The following is a 17335-nucleotide window of genomic DNA, read 5'->3' on the forward strand; positions in this document are numbered from 1 at the left end:
CCCCGCAACTCTGAAGAGGTGCGGGGCGTTCGGTCGTGTTGGGCGACGGAGCGTTATTCGGTCGGCTCCGTGGTGGGCGTCGCGAGCGGCGTCGGCGTCTCGGTGGGCTCATCCGTCGGCAGCGGCGTCGGGACGAGCGTGGAGTACTCGAGCAGCTGGCCGGTGAGGACCGGCACGCTCGCCGTGGCGCCCGTCTCGTCGCCGTACTGGAAGAAGACGTCCAGGACGGCTCCGGGCTGCGTGCCGAGGGACTCGATGCGCAGCGGGTCGTTGGCTCCCGAGCCGTCGAACGTCGTCAGGCCGGGCTCCGCGAGGACCTGGAACTGCTCGTCCTTGCCCTCGATCTCGATCAGCACCGTGTGGGCGCGGTCGTCGCGGTTCGCGACGCTGAAGACGAGGTTGCCGGTCTCGCCGTCGTCGGAGACGACGATGGCGTTGCGGACGGCCACGGAGCCGACGGTGACACCGACGCCGTCCGAGGCGTCGTAGTGCTTCAGGGTCGCCTGCGGCGCGATGAGGTTGCAACCGCTCATGCCGAGTGCGACAGCACCCGCGACGACGATGGAAGCGATGAGACGCGCCTTCACAGAACCCTCCAAGATGTGGTGGCCCCGGGCGCAGACGAGTGACAGGTGTCCCGGGATCCGGATTCGAGTCTAGCCCACGGCTGCGAAGGGGTGTGGCCGGGTCGTCGACCCGTGATCGGCCGGTGCGCCACCCGGTCCGCGGGGCACCCGGTACCCGGCTCTGATCAGGGGTCCCGTGGTATTCTGGGAGACGCTGAAGGGACCGAGACCCATGATCTTCGAAGTTGGCGAGACCGTCGTCTACCCGCACCATGGCGCCGCGACCATCACCGAGGTGAAGACCCGGATCATCAAGGGCGAGGAGAAGCTCTACCTCAAGCTCCGCGTCACCCAGGGCGACCTCATGATCGAGGTCCCGGCCGAGAACGTCGACCTGGTCGGGGTGCGCGACGTCATCGGACGCGAGGGTGTCGACCGCGTGTTCGACGTGCTCCGTGCGCCGTTCACCGAGGAGCCGACGAACTGGTCCCGGCGCTACAAGGCGAACCTCGAGAAGCTGGCCTCGGGCGATGTCATCAAGGTCTCCGAGGTGGTCCGCGACCTGTGGCGTCGCGACCAGGACCGAGGCCTCTCAGCGGGAGAGAAGCGGATGCTCGCGAAGGCCCGCCAGATCCTGGTCTCCGAACTGGCGTTGGCGGAGCAGACCGACGAGGAGCAGGCGTCGTCCGTCCTCGACGAGGTCCTCGCCTCCTGAGCCGACCGTCCGTTCGGGCGGGGCGCCCGAGAAGTAGGCTCGTGGCATGATTGCGATCGACGAACCGGGTGCCGTTGCCGACCCATCCCTGGACGGCCCGGCTGTCGGCGTGATCGTCGTGGCGGCGGGCAGTGGGACGCGCCTCGGTGCCGGCATCCCGAAGGCGTTCGTGTCGCTCGCCGGCAGCACCGTACTCGAACACGCGCTCGCCCCGGTCTTCCGCCTGCGGGACGCGGTCCAGGTCGTCGTCGTGGTCCCAGCGGATCGCGTCGGTGAGGCGGAGACGATCGGTCGTCGCGCGGCGGGGAAGGCGGCCGACCACCTCCGCGTCGTCGTCGGAGGCGACACGAGACAGTCCTCCGTCCTCGCCGGACTCGCCGCCCTGTGGCCGGGAGTCCGCACGGTGCTCGTCCACGACGCCGCACGAGCACTCACCCCGACCGAACAGTTCGAACGGGTGATCGACGCCGCCGCGCGAACGGGGTGGGGGGTCGTGCCGGGGCTCCCGGTGACCGACACGATCAAGCGCGTCGACGCGAGCGACCTCGTCGAGCAGAACGTTGATCGGGCCGCCCTCAGAGCCGTCCAGACACCGCAGGCGTTCCCGTGTGATGCCCTCATCGCGGCCTTCCGCGTCGCCGAGGACCGCCTCCCGGCGGCCACCGACGATGCTGCGCTCTACGCGGACGCCGGACATCCCGTCCTCACGGTCGCGGGATCGGAGGCGGCGTTCAAGATCACGACCCCGTGGGACGCCCAGCGTGCTGAGCGACTCCTGGCGGACCGAGGCCGAGAGCGCGAGGTGGGCGCACGGCCGACCTCCTCGATCAGGACAGGCATCGGCGTCGACGTCCACGCCTTCGCCGACGACGGCGAGCTGAGCCTCGCGGGCCTCAGCTGGCCGGGGGAACGGCCGCTGGCCGGACACAGCGACGGGGATGCGGTCGCCCATGCCATCGTCGACGCCCTGCTGTCCGCTGCCGGCCTCGGCGACATCGGCTCCATGTTCGGCACCGATGACCCCCGCTTCGCCGGGGCGAGCGGCGAGGTCTTCCTGCGGGCAGCTGTCGAACGGCTGCACGCCGCGGGCTTCGTCGTCGTCAACGTCGCGGTGCAGCTCGTCGGCAACCGCCCGCGGTTCGCGCCACGTCGGACGGAGGCGGAGAGCGTGTTGAGCGCGCTCGTCCACGGGCCGGTCAGCATCGCGGCGACGACCACGGATGCGCTCGGGTTCACCGGCCGTGGCGAGGGTGTCACAGCCATCGCCACCGCCCTCATCGAGCGCCGCTGACGGGTCGACCCTCAGACGGCAGACGTGCCCTCGTCGACCGACGCACTGAGCCCGAGGAACCGGCCGTATTCGCCAGCGGCTCGTCGGAACCCCGCCTGCACCCGCTGCGACAGTGGTTGGAACGGCGTCGGGGTGACGACGACGCCGGTCGCGCTCGTCCGTCGGCGCCAGGTGCCGACGACGCGTCCGTCGACGGCGATCATCGGGAGGAAGATGCCGTTCGCGCCGGGCACGATGCGGTCTGCGAACGCCGCCGGGAGCGTCAACTCGCGGTCGCGGTAGCCGAGGAGCAGCTCGTCGAATCCGGGAAGCGCGAGTACCCGCGGTGGTCGTGGAGCAGCTGACGGCTCGATGCCCTCGGCCGTCGACCAGCGGGTGACCCCGTCGCTCGATTCGGAGACCAGCCGTCCGGCGGCCACGTCGACGCCGCGTTTCGCCTGTGCGACGGTGAGCTTCGACCACCAGGTGAGGTCGGCGATCGTCGACGGGCCGTGGCCGGTGAGATACCGGACGACGAACTCGCCGAGCGCCTCGTCCGCCTCAAGCACCCGCGGTGCACGGATCCACTCCTCAGTCAGGACGAGTGCCTGCTGTCTTCCTGCTGGAGGTCCCCAGCAGACCACGCCCGACATCGCGAGTTCCATGATGAGGTGGGAGCCCCGTTGTCCGTCGATCGGGATCCCGGCATCGGTGTGGGCCGTCAACAGCTCATCCCTCGTCACGCGCCGATGCCCGCTGAGCAGTCCCTCGGTGAGCGCACGGGAGCGCGAGAAGGTCTCGGCGTCGAGCTCGAGCTGACGGTGTCTGGCCGCGATCGTCGAGCGGACCCGCGGGACACCGAGTCCGAGCAGCCACCCGAGGTCCTCGGCGGCGACGAGATGCAGGGTGCCGCGCATCGGCCAGGACCGGACGATCGACCCGTACTCGAGCGCCGCGAGCACCTCGTCCATCGTCGTCCCGCTCGACCTCACGCCGACCGCCCACAGCGACGAAGCGAGGTCTTGGGCCTGGACCGCGAGCAGCCGCGAGACGACACCCGTGGGGGAGCGGTGATCGGCTCCGGCGAGGAGCTGTGCCGCGAGTCGCGCGCGGAGAACCTGCTGGTCGTCGCGTCCCGTGGTCATGCGACCATCATGCCCGGACGACGGCGGCTAGTCTGGTCTCGTGGCCCTCCGACTCTACGATTCGAAAACGCAGTCCCTCCGGGACTTCGTGCCGCTCCGCGAAGCCGAGGCGGGGCTGTACGTCTGCGGACCGACCGTGCAATCCTCCCCGCACATCGGACACCTCCGCAGCGCGCTCGTCTACGACCAGTTGCGACGCTGGCTGACGGCGTCCGGGGTCCGCGTCACGCTCGTCCGCAACGTCACCGACATCGACGACAAGATCCTCGCGAACGCCGCCTCCGGCGTCGAGGGCGGGTTCGCCCAGCCCGGTGAGGAGTGGTGGGCGCTCGCCTACCGGTACGAACTCGAGTTCACGGCCGCCTACCGTGCCCTGGGCATCCTGCCCCCGAGCTACGAACCACGCGCGACGGCGAGCATCCCGGAGATGCAGGAGCTCATCGAGCGGCTCATCGACGCCGGGCACGCGTACCCGGCTCCCGACGACTCCGGCGACGTCTACTTCGACACCGCCTCATGGAGCCGCTACGGCGAGCTCACCCGGCAGACCGCCGAGCACATGGAGGCCGCGACCGACGCCGACCCTCGCGGCAAACGCGATCCCCGCGACTTCGCGCTCTGGAAGGGCACCAAGCCTGGGGAGCCGCGCTCGGCGAGCTGGATGTCGCCCTGGGGCGAGGGACGGCCCGGCTGGCACATCGAGTGCTCGGCGATGTCGACCAAGTACCTCGGCGAGGAGTTCGACATCCACGGCGGCGGACTCGACCTCCGCTTCCCCCACCACGAGAACGAGCTCGCCCAGTCGAGCGCAGCCGGCGACCCCTTCGCCCGGTACTGGTTGCACAACGGGCTGGTCGCCGTCACGGGCGGGCAGAAGATGTCGAAGTCCCTCGGCAACTCCGTCTACGCAGCCGACCTCTTGGCAGCAGCCCGGCCGCTCGTGGTCCGCTACTACCTCGGTGCAGCGCAGTACCGATCGACGCTCGAGTTCCATCCGGGCGCACTCGCCGAGGCCGAAGCCGCACTCGGACGCATCGAGGGCTTCCTCGATCGTGCCGCCCGCGCCGACCTGCTCACCGAGACGAACACGGCCGCCAGTCGAGCGACGCTCCCGGCCGCCTTCGTCGAGGCGATGGACGACGACCTGAACATCCCCCGCGCGCTCGCCGTGTTGCATGACGCCGTGCGCGTCGGCAACGCCGCCCTCGATGGCGGCGACGACCTGGCGACAGCCCGCGAGCGTGCGGTCGCCGTCCTCGACATGACCCGGGTGCTCGGCATCGACCCGACCGACCCTTCGTGGTCGTCGGGCACCGACCCCGTCACTCACCGATCCCTGTCCGCACTCGTCGAGCGTCTGCTCGTCGATCGCGCGGACGCCAGGGTCGCCAAGGACTTCGCAGCGGCCGACCGGATCCGCGACGAACTCACAGCGGCTGGGATCACCATCGAAGACACCCCGTCCGGAGCACATTGGAGTATCAGTGGCAAGTAAGCCTTCCCGCCCGACCGGGCCGAAGAAAGCGAAGAAGGGTCCCACCAAGGGCACCGGCGGCCTCGGCCGCAAGGCGCTCGAGGGTCGTGGACCGACCCCCAAGGCCGAGGACCGCGCCTGGCACCCGGCCGGCAAGCGGAAGGCCGCGCAGGAGCGCTACGCGGCCTCCGGCGGCACCGGCAAGCCGAGGCAGGCGGCCGGCCAGAACGGACGCCCGTCCACGAACGGCCGGACCAAGCAGAAGTCGAGCGACGAGTCCGAGGTCGTCACCGGCCGCAACTCCGTCCTCGAAGCGCTCCGCGCGAAGATCCCAGCCACCACGCTGTACGTCGCGACCCGCATCGAGATGGACGACCGGGTGAAGGAGGCGCTCAGCATCGCCACCCGACGCGGGATCCCGGTGCTCGAGGTCATGCGTCCGGAGCTCGACCGCATGGCCGGGTTCGACGGCGTGCACCAGGGCCTCGCCATCAAGGTGCCGCCCTACGAGTACGCGCACCCCATGGAGTTGCTCGACCAGGTCATCGCCCGTGGCGAGAACCCGTTGTTCATCGCCCTCGACGGCATCACCGACCCCCGGAACCTGGGTGCGATCATCCGATCGACCGCAGCCTTCGGTGGTCACGGCGTGATCCTGCCGCAGCGCCGGAGCGTGGGCCTCACCGCCTCCGCGTGGAAGACCTCGGCAGGAGCGGCGGCTCGGACGCCGGTCGCGATGGCCGCCAACCTCACCCAGACGCTCAAAGCGTTCAAGGAGCGCGGCGTCTTCGTGATCGGTCTCGACGGCGACGGCGACGTCTCCCTTCCCGGGCTCGAACTCGCCGACCAGCCGATCCTCGTGGTCGTCGGCAGCGAGGGCAAGGGCCTGTCCCGCCTCGTCACCGAGACCTGCGACGCGGTCGTGTCGATCCCGATCTCGGCCTCGACCGAATCGCTCAACGCCGGGATCGCGGCCAGCGTGACGCTGTACGAGATCGCGCGTCGCCGGAACGCCGAGTAGGCGACCGCGCTCGCGCCGCACGAACGAGGACAGGCCCTCGGAACGGATCTCCGTTCCGAGGGCCTGTCTGTCGTCAGTCGAGGAGACGGACGTGGTCAGACGAGGTCTCGCCAGTCGACCGGTCCGGTCATGGCGGCGGGGATGCTGATCGCCTCGGTCGGCGGCACGATCATGGTCGCCTCGTCGCGGCGGTGCCGCAGGACGGTGTTCACGTAGGAACCGACGGCTTCCGCCAGCGGGATGTCGCGACCCTCGTTCTGCGCGAGGAACCAGCGGTGCTCCAGGAGTTGGTGGAAGATCTCGGCGGGCTCGAGCTTGCCGCGGAGTTCGCGCGGGATCGCCTTCACCACCGGCTCGAACACGCGGATGAGCCACTCGTGCGCCGCCATCTCCTCGTCGAACCCGTCCTTCCCGAACGAGGCCGAGTAGGCGTCGAGATCGTTGAGCAGGCGCCTCGCCTGGTTCTCGCCCGCGTCGAGGCCGGTGAGCCGCAGGAGGCGGCGCTGGTGATGCCCGGCGTCGACGACCTTCGGCTGGATCCGCACGGTCGAGCCCTCGTCGGTCGTCTTGATCGCGAGTTCCTCGATGTCGAAGCCGAGTTCGTTCAGACGGTGGACGCGCTCGGTGATGCGCCAGCGCTCGGACGCGTCGAAGGACTCGGAGCCCGTGAGCTCCTTCCAGAGGGACCGGTACGCGGCGACGATGCCGTTGCTCACGGTGACGGGGTCGAGTTCGGCGTCGGCGCGTCCGCCGGCCTCGAGATCGAGGAGCTCGCCGGCGATGTTCACCCGGGCGATCTCGAGGTCGTTCTCACGCTGCCCGTTCGACAGCCCGCCCTCGTAGAGCTTGCCCGTCTCGGCGTCGACGAGGTAGGCGGCGAAAGCTCCCGCGTCACGCCGGAAGAGCGTGTTCGACAGCGACACGTCACCCCAGAAGAAGCCGACGATGTGGAGGCGGACGAGGAGGACGGCGAGCGCGTCGACGAGGCGGGTCGCGGTGTCGGGCCGGAGGGTGCCCTGGAAGAGCGCACGGTAGGGGAGTGAGAACTTCAGGTGCCGCGTCACGAGCACGCTCGGCAGCTCACGGCCCTTGCGATCGCTCCGGTTCGTGATGACCGCGAGCGGGTCGACGCAGGGGATGTCGAGCCGCTGCAGGGTGCGCAGCATGTCGTACTCGCCCTTCGCCATCTCCGCGGTCGTCTCCTTGACGGCGATGACGTAGCCGGACAGGTTCGCGAACCGGACCAGGTGGCGCGAGATGCCCTTCGGGAGCGAGGCGATGGCCTCATTCGGCCAGTTCTCGAGGGGGAGCTCCCAGGGGAGATCGAGCAGCGCCGGGTCGACGGTGGCAGCGGTGATGTTCAATGCGCCGGACATGGTGCGGAGCGCTCCTCGGGGATCGTCGTACTGAGACTGGACAAGCGAAAACGACGATGGCCGAGCGATCGGAGACCGACCGCTCGACCATCGTCGGCGGGAAACTAGATCGAGGAGGACACGACCGGCTTGTTGCCCAGACGCTCACCCGATGCCGAGTCGAACGCGTGCACGTGGTGCGGCGTCGGCGCGAGGAACACCGTGTCGCCGATGTGCGCGTGGTTGCGACCGTCGACGCGGGCGACGATGTCGGTGCGCTTGCCGGAGACGTCGGTGTGGCCGTAGAGGTAGCCGTCGGCGCCGAGCTCCTCGACGAGGTCGACGGTCACCTCGATGCCGGAGCCCGAGTTGCTGGACACGGTGATGTCCTCGGGGCGCACGCCGACCGTGACGTTCTTCGACGGAGCGGCGTCGGTGATCTCGCGCTCGACCGGGATGATGAATCCGCCGAGCTTGATGCCGCCGTCGGCGATCTCGCCCTCGAACAGGTTCATGGCCGGGCTGCCGATGAAGCCGGCGACGAAGACGTTGTTCGGCTTCTCGTAGAGGTCGCGCGGGGTGCCGACCTGCTGCAGGATGCCGTCCTTGAGGACCGCGATGCGGTCGCCCATGGTGAGCGCCTCGGTCTGGTCGTGGGTGACGTAGACGGTGGTGACGCCGAGACGACGCTGCAGCGACGCGATCTGGGTGCGGGTCTGGACGCGGAGCTTGGCGTCGAGGTTCGACAGCGGCTCGTCCATGAGGAAGACCTGGGGCTGACGGACGATGGCTCGACCCATCGCGACGCGCTGACGCTGACCACCGGAGAGCGCCTTCGGCTTGCGGGTCAGGTAGTCCTCGAGGTCGAGGAGCTTGGCGGCTTCGAGCACGCGGGTGGCACGCTCTTCCTTGCCGACACCGGCGATCTTGAGCGCGAAGCCCATGTTCTCGGCGACGGTCATGTGCGGGTAGAGCGCGTAGTTCTGGAACACCATCGCGATGTCGCGGTCCTTCGGCGGCACGTCGGTGACGTCGCGGTCGCCGATGAAGATGTGGCCGTCGTTGACCTCTTCGAGACCGGCGAGCATGCGGAGGGAGGTGGACTTGCCGCAGCCGGACGGGCCGACGAGGACGAGGAATTCGCCGTCGGCGACCTCGAGGTTCAGCTTGTCGACCGCGGGGCGGGTGCCACCCGGGTAGAAACGGGTTGCGTTGTCGAACGTCACAGACGCCATGGTTGTTCTCCTTCACCGGCAGGTACGTGCCGGACGATCCGTTGTGAATGGACGCGAACCCGTCATCGATGGCCGGTTCGCCGTTCCAGTATGCCACGACCACCTGTGAATGGAAGGTCCAGCGGCCAGTGGATCTCTCGGTGGACGCACAGCCGGCTCCCGGCCTGGTTTGGGCCTCTCCCAGGCGGCAGGTCTACGATTACTCTGTTTGGCGCTGCCTCGTCTCCGCAGCGCGAGCCCCCCGAAACGAGGATCAATGTCTGGCGCTGGATCGCAGAACCGACCGACCAAGAACGAACGACGCGACGCGGCACGCGAGAAGGCGCGGGTGCTGCGCGAGCAGCAGAAGCGCCGCGACCGCCGCAACCGGGTGCTGCTCCAGGGCGGCATCGTGCTCGGTGCGCTCGCGATCGTGGCGGTGGTGGCGGTCATCATCGTGACGTCGATCAAGCCCGCCGGACCGGTCCCGACCGCGGCCAAGAACGACGGCTTCACCGTCTCCGCCGGGTTGCAGCTGGTCGGGGCCCCGGCCGGTGCGTCCACACCGACGCCGAGCGCGACCGATCCGGCCGCCCCCGCGGAGCCCGCTCCGGCCGAGACGCCGGCAGCCTCCGAGACCCCGGCCGCCGACGGCGTCGAGATCGCCGTCTACCAGGACTTCCTCTGCCCCTACTGCGGTCAGTTCGAGACCACGAACGCCGAGCAGGTCAAGGGTTGGCTCGAGGCCGGCGCCGCGACCTACACGGTCCATCCCCTCGCAACGCTGAGCAACCTCTCGCTCGGGACGCAGTACTCGCTGCGCGCCTCGAACGCGGCGGCCTGTGTCGCGGAGTACTCGCCGAACGACTTCTTCTCCTTCAACACCGCACTGTTCGAGAACCAGCCCAAGGAGAACACCGAGGGCCTGACCGACGCCGAGCTGAAGTCGATCGCCAAGGGCGTCATCTCCGGCGGCGAGAAGAAGATCAACGCCTGCATCGACGACGGCACCTACAAGTCGTGGGTGAAGGACTCGACCGACCGTGCGCGCAGCGGCCCGCTGCCCGGCACCGACGTCGCCAAGGTCGAGGGGACGCCGACCATCCTGGTGAACGGCAAGCAGTACACGGGCTCGCTCACCGACGCCGAGCAGTTCGCGGCCTTCGTCCTCGCCGTCTCGAGCGAGAGCTACTCCACCGGGACGCCGACGCCGGGAGCCAGCGAGTCGCCCGTGACCAACGGCTGATCCGCCGTCATCGTAGGATGGGTGGGACCGGGGCCAGCCCCTGTCGGCCGACGTGGCGCAATTGGTAGCGCAACGCTCTTGTAAAGCGTAGGTTACGGGTTCAAGTCCCGTCGTCGGCTCCAGCCGAGAACCGCCCGCTCAGCCTCGCTGAGTGGGCGGTTCCTCATTGGAAGGAACCCTCCCGTGACCCGTGTCCCAGCGCCGCTCGCGCTCCTCATCGCCGTCGTCAGCGGTGCCTTCATCGCGGTGCAGGCAAGGCTGAACGGTGAACTCGGAGCCCGCCTCGGTGACGGGTTCACCGCAGCTGCGATCTCGTTCGGCGGCGGCTTGATCATCCTCACCGTCGGACTGGCGCTGTCCCGTACCGGTCGTCGCGGTCTCTCCACGGTGGCCGGTGCCGTCCGACGCAGGGAGATGCCCTGGTGGACGGTGCTCGGTGGGTGTGCCGGCGCGTTCCTCGTGCTCTCGCAGGGGCTCACCGCCGCCACGCTCGGCGTCGCCCTCTTCACGGTCGCGGTCGTCGCCGGCCAGACCGCGAGCGGACTCGTGCTCGACCGGATCGGCTTCGGCCCGGGAGGCGTCGTCGGGTTCAGCGTCCAGCGCGTCCTCGGGGCGGTCGTCGCCCTCATCGCAGTCGGCGTCGCGGTCTCGGGCGAGCTCGGCGGGAGCATTCCACTCGGCCTGCTCGTCCTGCCGCTGCTCGCCGGGATCGGGATCGGCTGGCAGCAGGCGGTCAACGGCCGCGTGAAGATGCGGGCACAGAGCACGCTCGCCGCCACGTTCATCAACTTCGTCGTGGGGACGGTCGTGCTGGTCATCGCCGCCGCGCTGCACGCGGTCATCGTCGCGCCGCCCGGACCGCTCCCGGGGGAGTGGTGGCTCTACCTCGGCGGCCCGATCGGATGCGTGTTCATCGCCGTGGCGGCGTTCCTCGTGCAGCACACGGGCGTGCTCATCCTCGGGCTCGGCACGGTGGCCGGTCAGACCCTGAGTGCGCTCGCCCTCGACGTGCTCCTGCCCACCGACGACGGCGGCGTGCATGTCGCGACCGTCGTCGGGACACTCCTCGCGTTCGCCGCCGTGGCGATCGCATCGGCGCGGTTCAGGCGTCGTCCCACGGCATCGTCGTCCGCCGACTGAGTCGAGCCGTCGAGCCGTCGGATGCCGTGAGCGACTCCGTCCTCAGGGCATGGAGCTGAGGTGCGCCTTCGCGTTGATCGTCTTGCGGCGCCCTGTGCGAGCGTTACCCGGCTTCCCCCCGACGTACAGCCAGCCGAGGAGATCCTCGCCCTTCTTCAGGCCGTGTGCCTTCCGGACCGCTTTGGCGCGAGTCGCGCCGCCGGTGCGCCAGAACACGCCCCAACCGGCGTCGTCGAGCAGGAGACTGACCATGTGGGCCACTCCGGCCGCAACCGCCTCCTGCTCCCAGGCGGGCACCTTCGACTTCTTCACGCTCACGACGACGGCGAGCAACAGGGGCGCGCGGAGCGGCTTCGTCGAGGGCTTCGAGTCGCCCTCCGCCTTCGCGAACGCCCGGCCGAGCTTCACGCGGTCGTCGCCGCGGAGGGTGATGACCCGCCACGGACGCAGGGCGCTGTGATCGGCCACTCGACCGGCCGCCGCGAGGACCTCGAGGAGTTCCGCGTCACTCGGAGCGACGTCGGTGACCTTGGACCACGAACGCCGCCCGGCGACGGCGGCGAGGACGGGGCGCTCGACCGGTTCGGTCACTCCGTCGGCTCGGTGGTGTCGGCCGCGGCGAAGTTGAGCGCGATCGAGTTCATGCAGTAGCGGTCGCCGGTGGGCGTGCCGAAGCCGTCGTCGAACACGTGGCCGAGGTGCGAGCCGCAGTTGGCGCACCGGACCTCGGTGCGCACCATGCCGAGGGTGCGGTCCTCGATGAGCTGCACCGCCTCGGGGTTCACGGACTCGTAGAAGCTCGGCCATCCGCAGCCGGAATCGAACTTGGTACCGCTCTTGAAGAGTTCGGCGTTGCAGGCGGCACAGGTGTAGAGGCCCGCGCGCGACTCGTCGAGGAGCTCACCTGTCCAGGCCCGCTCGGTCGCCGCTCCGCGGAGGACCTGATACTGCTCCGGCGTGAGTTCCTCGCGCCACTGCTCATCGGTCTTCGACACGTCGTACGTCATGCTGCTCCATTCGTCTCGGTCATCCTACGTGCGGGGCTGCCTCGTGCATGCGGCTCCCGACGTATTCCATAACACTGCACCGAGCCTGATCCTTCCCGGTGAACGTCGGCCCTCGCCGGGGTGGATGCGGCCCGGCGGCCATCGGCTGAATAGACTTGGACGGCGGCGGACCGGAGCATGACTCCACGGTCGCCGCATCGGCACCGATCGGCAGGAGATGAGCATGCAGCCAGCGTCGCGCACGCCTGCCGATGACGACGCGTCGACGCCGACGGGAGGCCTCGACCAGCGCGAGCTCGAGATCCTCGAGTTCGAGTCCCACTGGATGCAGCACGTCGGGGCCAAGGAGGCCGCCATCCGCGACCGCTTCGCCCTGTCCCCGGCCCGGTACTATCAACTGCTCGGCGCGCTCATCGACTCGCCGTCCGCCCTCGCCCACGACCCCATGCTGATCAAGCGGCTGCAGCGCACCCGCGACGCCCGACTCTCGGCGCGAGGAGCCTCGGCTCCCCGCACCGACGGCTGAGCAGCTCTCGGAGACCACACCATGGCTGAATCCTTCCCGCCCGACCGCTTCGACGAGGTCCCCGACCTCAAGCGCGTCGGCGCGCACCGTGCCCCTGCTCCCAAGGGACGCGGCTGGATCGCCTTCCTCGTCGCCGTCGTCGCCACGCTCGTCCTCGTGGGGGTCGGCACCTTCGCCCTCTTCGGGCTGAACGACCGGATCGACTTCTTCGGCGGCTCGCAGAGCCCGAGCGCCACGCCAACGCCTACCCCCACCCCGACCGAGGTGGCCCCCGTCGTCGACCCCGCGGCCAGCATCCTCGTCCTGAACGGCACACCCACCGCCGGCCTGGCCGCATCGGCGGCGGCAGCGATCACGGCCGCCGGCTTCACGCAGCAGATCCCGACGAGCGACGCCAGCACGGAGGACGTCACGGCGAGCGGCGTCTACTACCAGGATCCGTCGCAGGAGGGCGTCGCCCGCGCCATCGCGAACGCGCTCGGCGGCATCCCGATCCAGATCACGGACACGTACGCGATCCCCGTCGAGGAGGGCGAGGCACCGGTCCTCCGCATCGTCGTCGTGGTCGGCGCGGACTACCAGCCAGCCGCCTGAGCGCAGCTGGAGCAGGTCGATCGAGCAGGTCGCAGGCACGCCGTGTTTCCGGAGTGTTTCCTCCATGTTGAGTTGTCGTATCACTCGGCCCCGTTTGTCGATTTGAGGGTGAATCCGCGCGGTGCTCCGGATTAGTATCTGGAACTGGCCGCTCATCCCGTCCCGTCTCGACTCGCCCCCGGGTCCGCTTCGGCGCAGGGTGGTCACCGGGGTCCCGATCCCGGATGGCAGGTCCGGGTTCGGCAACAGTCGATGCCTGCGAGCACGCAGCAATGGGAGTATGAAATGGCGAACGGAACCGTCAAGTGGTTCAACGCTGAGAAGGGCTTCGGCTTCATCACGGTCGACGACGGCGGACAGGATGTCTTCGTCCACTACTCGGCGATCGACATGAGCGGCTACAAGTCCTTGGAAGAGGGCCAGGCGGTCGTCTTCGAGGTCGGCACTGGAGCAAAGGGGCCTCAGGCCGAGGGTGTGCGCCTGGCGTAGCCGCTGATCAGGTACGCGATTCCTGCGACGCCGTCCACTTCGGTGGGCGGCGTCGTTCGTCGTTCCGGGGCTGTTCCCGGGAGTTCGCTCAGGGCGCCGGTGCTCACTTGCACTCCCACCCCCTGAGTGCCAGAATCGACTTAGCACTCGTACTCATTGAGTGCTAACAACGTTCATGACGTCCGGGAGGGACGAAAAACACACATGGCTAAGATCATTGCTTTCGACGAGGAGGCCCGTCGCGGCCTCGAGCGTGGACTGAACATTCTTGCTGACACGGTCAAGGTCACCCTTGGGCCGCGCGGTCGCAACGTTGTCCTCGAGAAGAAGTGGGGCGCCCCCACGATCACCAACGACGGCGTGTCCATCGCCAAGGAGATCGAACTCGACGACCCGTACGAGAAGATCGGCGCGGAGCTCGTCAAGGAGGTCGCCAAGAAGACCGATGACGTCGCCGGCGACGGCACCACCACGGCGACCGTGCTGGCACAGGCGCTCGTCCGCGAGGGCCTCCGCAACGTCGCCGCAGGCGCCGACCCCATCAGCCTCAAGCGCGGCATCGAGAAGGCCGTCGAGGCCGTCACGGTCGAGCTCATCGCCAACGCCAAGGAGGTGGAGACCAAGGAGGAGATCGCTGCGACCGCTTCCATCTCCGCCGGCGACACCACCATCGGTGAGATCATCGCCGAGGCGATCGACAAGGTCGGCAAGGAGGGCGTCGTCACCGTCGAGGAGTCGAACACCTTCGGCACCGAGCTCGAGCTCACCGAGGGCATGCGCTTCGACAAGGGCTACCTGTCGCAGTACTTCGTGACCGACCCCGACCGCCAGGAAGCGGTGTTCGAGGACCCCTACATCCTCATCGCCAACCAGAAGATCTCCGCGATCAAGGACCTCCTGCCGATCGTCGACCAGGTCATCCAGTCGGGCAAGCAGCTCCTCATCATCGCTGAGGACGTCGACGGCGAAGCGCTCGCGACGCTCGTCGTCAACAAGATCCGTGGCATCTTCAAGTCCGTCGCCGTCAAGGCTCCGGGCTTCGGCGACCGCCGCAAGGCTCAGCTGCAGGACATCGCCATCCTCACCGGTGGCCAGGTCATCTCCGAAGAGGTCGGCCTCAAGCTCGAGACCGTCACCCTCGACCTGCTCGGCCGTGCTCGCAAGGTCGTCATCACCAAGGATGAGACCACCATCGTCGAGGGTGCCGGCGACGCCGACGCCATCGCCGGTCGTGTCTCGCAGATCCGCAAGGAGATCGACAACACCGACAGCGACTACGACCGCGAGAAGCTCCAGGAGCGTCTCGCCAAGCTCGCGGGCGGTGTTGCGGTCATCAAGGCCGGTGCAGCGACCGAGGTCGAGCTCAAGGAGCGCAAGCACCGCATCGAGGACGCCGTTCGCAACGCGAAGGCTGCCGTCGAAGAGGGCATCGTCGCCGGTGGTGGCGTCGCCCTGATCCAGGCCGGCAAGACCGCGTTCGAGAAGCTCGAGCTCGTCGGCGACGAGGCGACCGGTGCGAACATCGTCAAGGTCGCCATCGACGCTCCGCTCAAGCAGATCGCGCTCAACGCAGGCCTCGAGCCTGGCGTCGTCGCCGACAAGGTCCGCAACCTGCCCGTCGGACACGGCCTCAACGCCGCGACCGGTGAGTACGTCGACATGCTCGCTGCCGGCATCAACGACCCGGTGAAGGTCACCCGCTCCGCGCTGCTCAACGCAGCGTCGATCGCCGGCCTGTTCCTCACCACCGAGGCCGTCGTCGCCGACAAGCCGGAGAAGAACCCGGCTCCGGCTGGCGACCCGACCGGTGGCATGGACTTCTAAGTTCGACAGCAACACCTGCGCAGGGCGTCTCCTTCGGGAGGCGCCCTGCGTCGTTTCCACCAGACGCATCGGGGAGAACCCTCGATCTGTATGCCTGTTTCCGCATGGGTCCGACAGTCGTTGTAGAGACGTGATCGGAACGGCATATCGGCCCGCACGCCAGTTCCTATGATCGAGCTATGAGACGTATCGGGGGAGCGGCGATCGCCGCTGTATTGGTTCTGGCGCTGGCCGCGTGCACGCCGAGTGAAGCGGCTCCGACCGCATCACCGACGGCGTCGTCCTCGCCGAAGCCCTCGGCGACGGCTAAGCCGACTGCGCCGGTGAGCTCATACGGCTTCGGGTGCGAGAATCTCGTCCCCCAGGACGTGGTGGCGACCGCGCTCGCCCCCACGGCGACCCTGGAGCCCGCTTTCGCTGACCCGTCCAGTGCGAACCCGCTGCTGTGGGCGGCGACCTCGCTCGGGGGCATGCACTGCACGTGGAGCAATGGTGAGCCGAGAGACCTGGCGGAGGGTGGGACGCCGGTCGGCACGGAACGGTGGGCCGAGTTGACCATCCTGCCCGGGTCGCACGCCGACTGGGACTTCTACTACGAACGCTGGGCGAACGGCGAATCAGGGCCGTGGCCGGACTCCACCAAGCTGTCCTGCTTCACCCAGAACGGAGCTGTGCCCGGCGTCTGCAGCATCAACTTCCTGGTCGGCGACAGCTGGGTCGACCTGATCATGTATGGCCCGGCCGACGATGCCGCAGCGTCGGACGAGGATGCCGTCGCCGCAGTCACACCCTTCATCGAGGCGATCCGCTCGGCGCTCGAACCGGTCGGCACGGCGCCACGGTACGCCTGGGGCGGGACGACGCCGGGGGCGAACGCGCTGCCGACGGAGTGCGAGGTGTTCGTGCCTGCGGCGGCGATGAGCGAGGCCTTCGGCCAGGAGCTCACCTACAACTCGGCACCGAAGAAGCGACTGTGGAACCGAGGCGTCGCCGCCGAGGACTTCGGAGCGCCGGACTGCATCTTCTCCCTCCCCGACAGTGACTCGTCGCGAGGCGTCCTGCGAGCGCTCCCGGGCGGACGCTGGGCGTACGAGCAGCTGGTCGAGACCCGCATGAGCGCGGGAGCGGACATCGAGTTCCTGACGATCGACGGGCTCGGAGTCCGGGACGCCTTCATCGAGTGCAAGACGAGCCCGTGGTCCACGTGCAGCGTGCAGATGGCGGTCGCCGGGCACTGGTTGGAAGTCGAGGCGAACAACGTGAGTTCCCTCGACGACACCTACGACGTCGACGAGCTGCGTCAGCAGGCTCTCGCCTACGCAGCACTCGCCGCCGCCGGTATCGCCGCGCTTCCCTGATCCCCGCACCCCGCGCGGGAGGTCCCGCCACCGGGATGCCCGGTGGTGGGACCTTCCGCGCGCGGATCAGCCGCTGAACATACTCGCGTTCGCCCGCTCGATCTCGGCGTACTGGGTACCCGTGACGGCGAGCGCCCGGCTGATCTCGCCGAGGTTCTCCTCGACCTGACGCTGGGTGCCCCTCCAGCGCTCGACGACACCGTGGAACGCGGCGGCCGCAGCGCCGGTCCATTGGCCGTCGAGTGCCGCCAGCTGCGTATGCAGGCGGGCGACCTCGTTCTGGATCTGCTCGATCGTGACGCGTGCTGCCGTGGAGGCGCGCTCGACCGCGTCGCTGTCGACCTGGAAAGTGGCCATCGGGAACTCCGTTCGTCCGGGCGATGCCTGTCAT

At 68.9% G+C, this 17335-nt stretch carries 18 protein-coding genes and 1 tRNA gene; 12 read left to right on the top strand and 7 right to left on the bottom strand.

The features are described 5' to 3' along the window. Positions 1-53 precede the first annotated feature (53 nt). Positions 54-587: a hypothetical protein gene (locus EAO79_RS10010; protein ID WP_192005412.1), complete on the bottom strand. Its 534-nt coding sequence runs from the start codon at positions 585-587 to the stop codon at positions 54-56. A 211-nt stretch (positions 588-798) separates the two neighbouring features. Here EAO79_RS10010 and EAO79_RS10015 point away from each other — a divergent pair, with 211 nt between their 5' ends. Next, positions 799-1281 (top strand): CarD family transcriptional regulator, encoded by a 483-nt coding sequence (locus EAO79_RS10015; protein ID WP_064296368.1) that lies wholly within the window; start codon positions 799-801, stop codon positions 1279-1281. A 46-nt stretch (positions 1282-1327) separates the two neighbouring features. Further along, positions 1328-2572: a 2-C-methyl-D-erythritol 4-phosphate cytidylyltransferase gene (gene ispD / locus EAO79_RS10020; protein WP_124768886.1), complete on the top strand. Its 1245-nt coding sequence runs from the start codon at positions 1328-1330 to the stop codon at positions 2570-2572. An 11-nt stretch (positions 2573-2583) separates the two neighbouring features. On the opposite strand, the gene EAO79_RS10025 is transcribed toward ispD, so the two are convergent. Then, complete coding sequence (locus EAO79_RS10025) at positions 2584-3696, bottom strand: winged helix DNA-binding domain-containing protein (protein WP_124768887.1); 1113 nt, start codon at positions 3694-3696, stop codon at positions 2584-2586. 40 nt (positions 3697-3736) lie between these two features. Here EAO79_RS10025 and cysS point away from each other — a divergent pair, with 40 nt between their 5' ends. Both cysS and rlmB read left to right on the top strand, forming a co-directional pair. Then, positions 3737-5191: a cysteine--tRNA ligase gene (cysS, locus tag EAO79_RS10030; RefSeq protein WP_124768888.1), complete on the top strand. Its 1455-nt coding sequence runs from the start codon at positions 3737-3739 to the stop codon at positions 5189-5191. Further along, positions 5181-6191, top strand: coding sequence for a 23S rRNA (guanosine(2251)-2'-O)-methyltransferase RlmB (rlmB, locus tag EAO79_RS10035; protein ID WP_064296364.1), 1011 nt, complete (start codon positions 5181-5183; stop codon positions 6189-6191). Before cysS ends, rlmB begins: the two co-directional genes overlap by 11 nt. 95 nt (positions 6192-6286) lie before the next feature. On the opposite strand, the gene EAO79_RS10040 is transcribed toward rlmB, so the two are convergent. Together EAO79_RS10040 and EAO79_RS10045 are read right to left on the bottom strand one after the other, a co-directional pair. Then, complete coding sequence (locus EAO79_RS10040) at positions 6287-7567, bottom strand: DUF4032 domain-containing protein (protein ID WP_064296363.1); 1281 nt, start codon at positions 7565-7567, stop codon at positions 6287-6289. Between the two features lie 104 nt (positions 7568-7671). Continuing rightward, positions 7672-8781, bottom strand: coding sequence for an ABC transporter ATP-binding protein (locus EAO79_RS10045; protein ID WP_079705359.1), 1110 nt, complete (start codon positions 8779-8781; stop codon positions 7672-7674). Positions 8782-9037: 256 nt separating this feature from the next. Here EAO79_RS10045 and EAO79_RS10050 point away from each other — a divergent pair, with 256 nt between their 5' ends. The 3 genes from EAO79_RS10050 (at position 9038) to EAO79_RS10060 (ending at position 11146) form a co-directional block, all read left to right on the top strand. Further along, the gene (locus EAO79_RS10050; protein WP_079705360.1) at positions 9038-10006 is read left to right on the top strand and encodes a thioredoxin domain-containing protein; all 969 of its coding nucleotides are present in this window, start codon (positions 9038-9040) and stop codon (positions 10004-10006) included. 46 nt (positions 10007-10052) lie between these two features. Then, positions 10053-10128: transfer RNA gene (locus tag EAO79_RS10055), tRNA-Thr, on the top strand. 61 nt (positions 10129-10189) lie between these two features. Further along, entirely contained in the window at positions 10190-11146 is a 957-nt protein-coding gene (locus tag EAO79_RS10060; protein ID WP_124768889.1) for a DMT family transporter, read from the top strand. Positions 11147-11188: 42 nt separating this feature from the next. Here the strand turns inward: EAO79_RS10060 and EAO79_RS10065 are convergent, their stop codons facing one another. After that, on the bottom strand, positions 11189-11737 hold the full coding sequence (locus EAO79_RS10065; protein WP_124768890.1) for a nitroreductase family protein: 549 nt from the start codon (positions 11735-11737) through the stop codon (positions 11189-11191). Further along, positions 11734-12153: a peptide-methionine (R)-S-oxide reductase MsrB gene (gene msrB, locus EAO79_RS10070; protein WP_079705364.1), complete on the bottom strand. Its 420-nt coding sequence runs from the start codon at positions 12151-12153 to the stop codon at positions 11734-11736. The genes EAO79_RS10065 and msrB overlap by 4 nt, the downstream gene beginning before the upstream one ends. Positions 12154-12370: 217 nt before the next feature. Here msrB and EAO79_RS10075 point away from each other — a divergent pair, with 217 nt between their 5' ends. The 5 genes from EAO79_RS10075 to EAO79_RS10095 all read left to right on the top strand — a co-directional run bounded on the left by EAO79_RS10075 (position 12371) and on the right by EAO79_RS10095 (position 16944). Next, positions 12371-12679 carry a DUF3263 domain-containing protein gene (locus EAO79_RS10075; RefSeq protein ID WP_079705365.1) on the top strand — a complete coding sequence of 103 codons (309 nt, stop codon included), beginning with the start codon at positions 12371-12373 and terminating at the stop codon, positions 12677-12679. 21 nt (positions 12680-12700) lie between these two features. Then, the gene (locus tag EAO79_RS10080) at positions 12701-13273 is read left to right on the top strand and encodes a LytR C-terminal domain-containing protein (protein WP_079705367.1); all 573 of its coding nucleotides are present in this window, start codon (positions 12701-12703) and stop codon (positions 13271-13273) included. A gap of 285 nt (positions 13274-13558) precedes the next feature. Continuing rightward, positions 13559-13762 (top strand): cold-shock protein, encoded by a 204-nt coding sequence (locus tag EAO79_RS10085; protein WP_079705369.1) that lies wholly within the window; start codon positions 13559-13561, stop codon positions 13760-13762. Between the two features lie 204 nt (positions 13763-13966). Next, positions 13967-15586 carry a chaperonin GroEL gene (gene groL / locus EAO79_RS10090; protein ID WP_064296567.1) on the top strand — a complete coding sequence of 540 codons (1620 nt, stop codon included), beginning with the start codon at positions 13967-13969 and terminating at the stop codon, positions 15584-15586. Between the two features lie 179 nt (positions 15587-15765). After that, positions 15766-16944, top strand: coding sequence for a hypothetical protein (locus EAO79_RS10095; RefSeq protein WP_124768891.1), 1179 nt, complete (start codon positions 15766-15768; stop codon positions 16942-16944). Between the two features lie 66 nt (positions 16945-17010). Here the strand turns inward: EAO79_RS10095 and EAO79_RS10100 are convergent, their stop codons facing one another. Continuing rightward, the gene (locus tag EAO79_RS10100) at positions 17011-17301 is read right to left on the bottom strand and encodes a WXG100 family type VII secretion target (RefSeq protein WP_124768892.1); all 291 of its coding nucleotides are present in this window, start codon (positions 17299-17301) and stop codon (positions 17011-17013) included. Positions 17302-17335: the final 34 nt, after the last annotated feature.

The sequence above is a fragment of the Plantibacter sp. PA-3-X8 genome (genome assembly GCF_003856975.1).
In the GTDB taxonomy this organism is placed as follows: domain Bacteria; phylum Actinomycetota; class Actinomycetes; order Actinomycetales; family Microbacteriaceae; genus Plantibacter; species Plantibacter auratus.

Coding starts and splice junctions, on each gene's coding strand:
- EAO79_RS10040 (WP_064296363.1), bottom strand. CDS start 7,567: ATGTCCGGCGCATTGAACATCACCGCTGCCACCGTCGACCCGGCGCTG.
- msrB (WP_079705364.1), bottom strand. CDS start 12,153: ATGACGTACGACGTGTCGAAGACCGATGAGCAGTGGCGCGAGGAACTC.
- groL (WP_064296567.1), top strand. CDS start 13,967: ATGGCTAAGATCATTGCTTTCGACGAGGAGGCCCGTCGCGGCCTCGAG.
- EAO79_RS10045 (WP_079705359.1), bottom strand. CDS start 8,781: ATGGCGTCTGTGACGTTCGACAACGCAACCCGTTTCTACCCGGGTGGC.
- EAO79_RS10015 (WP_064296368.1), top strand. CDS start 799: ATGATCTTCGAAGTTGGCGAGACCGTCGTCTACCCGCACCATGGCGCC.
- EAO79_RS10050 (WP_079705360.1), top strand. CDS start 9,038: ATGTCTGGCGCTGGATCGCAGAACCGACCGACCAAGAACGAACGACGC.
- EAO79_RS10100 (WP_124768892.1), bottom strand. CDS start 17,301: ATGGCCACTTTCCAGGTCGACAGCGACGCGGTCGAGCGCGCCTCCACG.
- EAO79_RS10025 (WP_124768887.1), bottom strand. CDS start 3,696: ATGACCACGGGACGCGACGACCAGCAGGTTCTCCGCGCGCGACTCGCG.
- EAO79_RS10085 (WP_079705369.1), top strand. CDS start 13,559: ATGGCGAACGGAACCGTCAAGTGGTTCAACGCTGAGAAGGGCTTCGGC.
- EAO79_RS10095 (WP_124768891.1), top strand. CDS start 15,766: ATGAGACGTATCGGGGGAGCGGCGATCGCCGCTGTATTGGTTCTGGCG.
- EAO79_RS10075 (WP_079705365.1), top strand. CDS start 12,371: ATGAGCATGCAGCCAGCGTCGCGCACGCCTGCCGATGACGACGCGTCG.
- ispD (WP_124768886.1), top strand. CDS start 1,328: ATGATTGCGATCGACGAACCGGGTGCCGTTGCCGACCCATCCCTGGAC.
- EAO79_RS10080 (WP_079705367.1), top strand. CDS start 12,701: ATGGCTGAATCCTTCCCGCCCGACCGCTTCGACGAGGTCCCCGACCTC.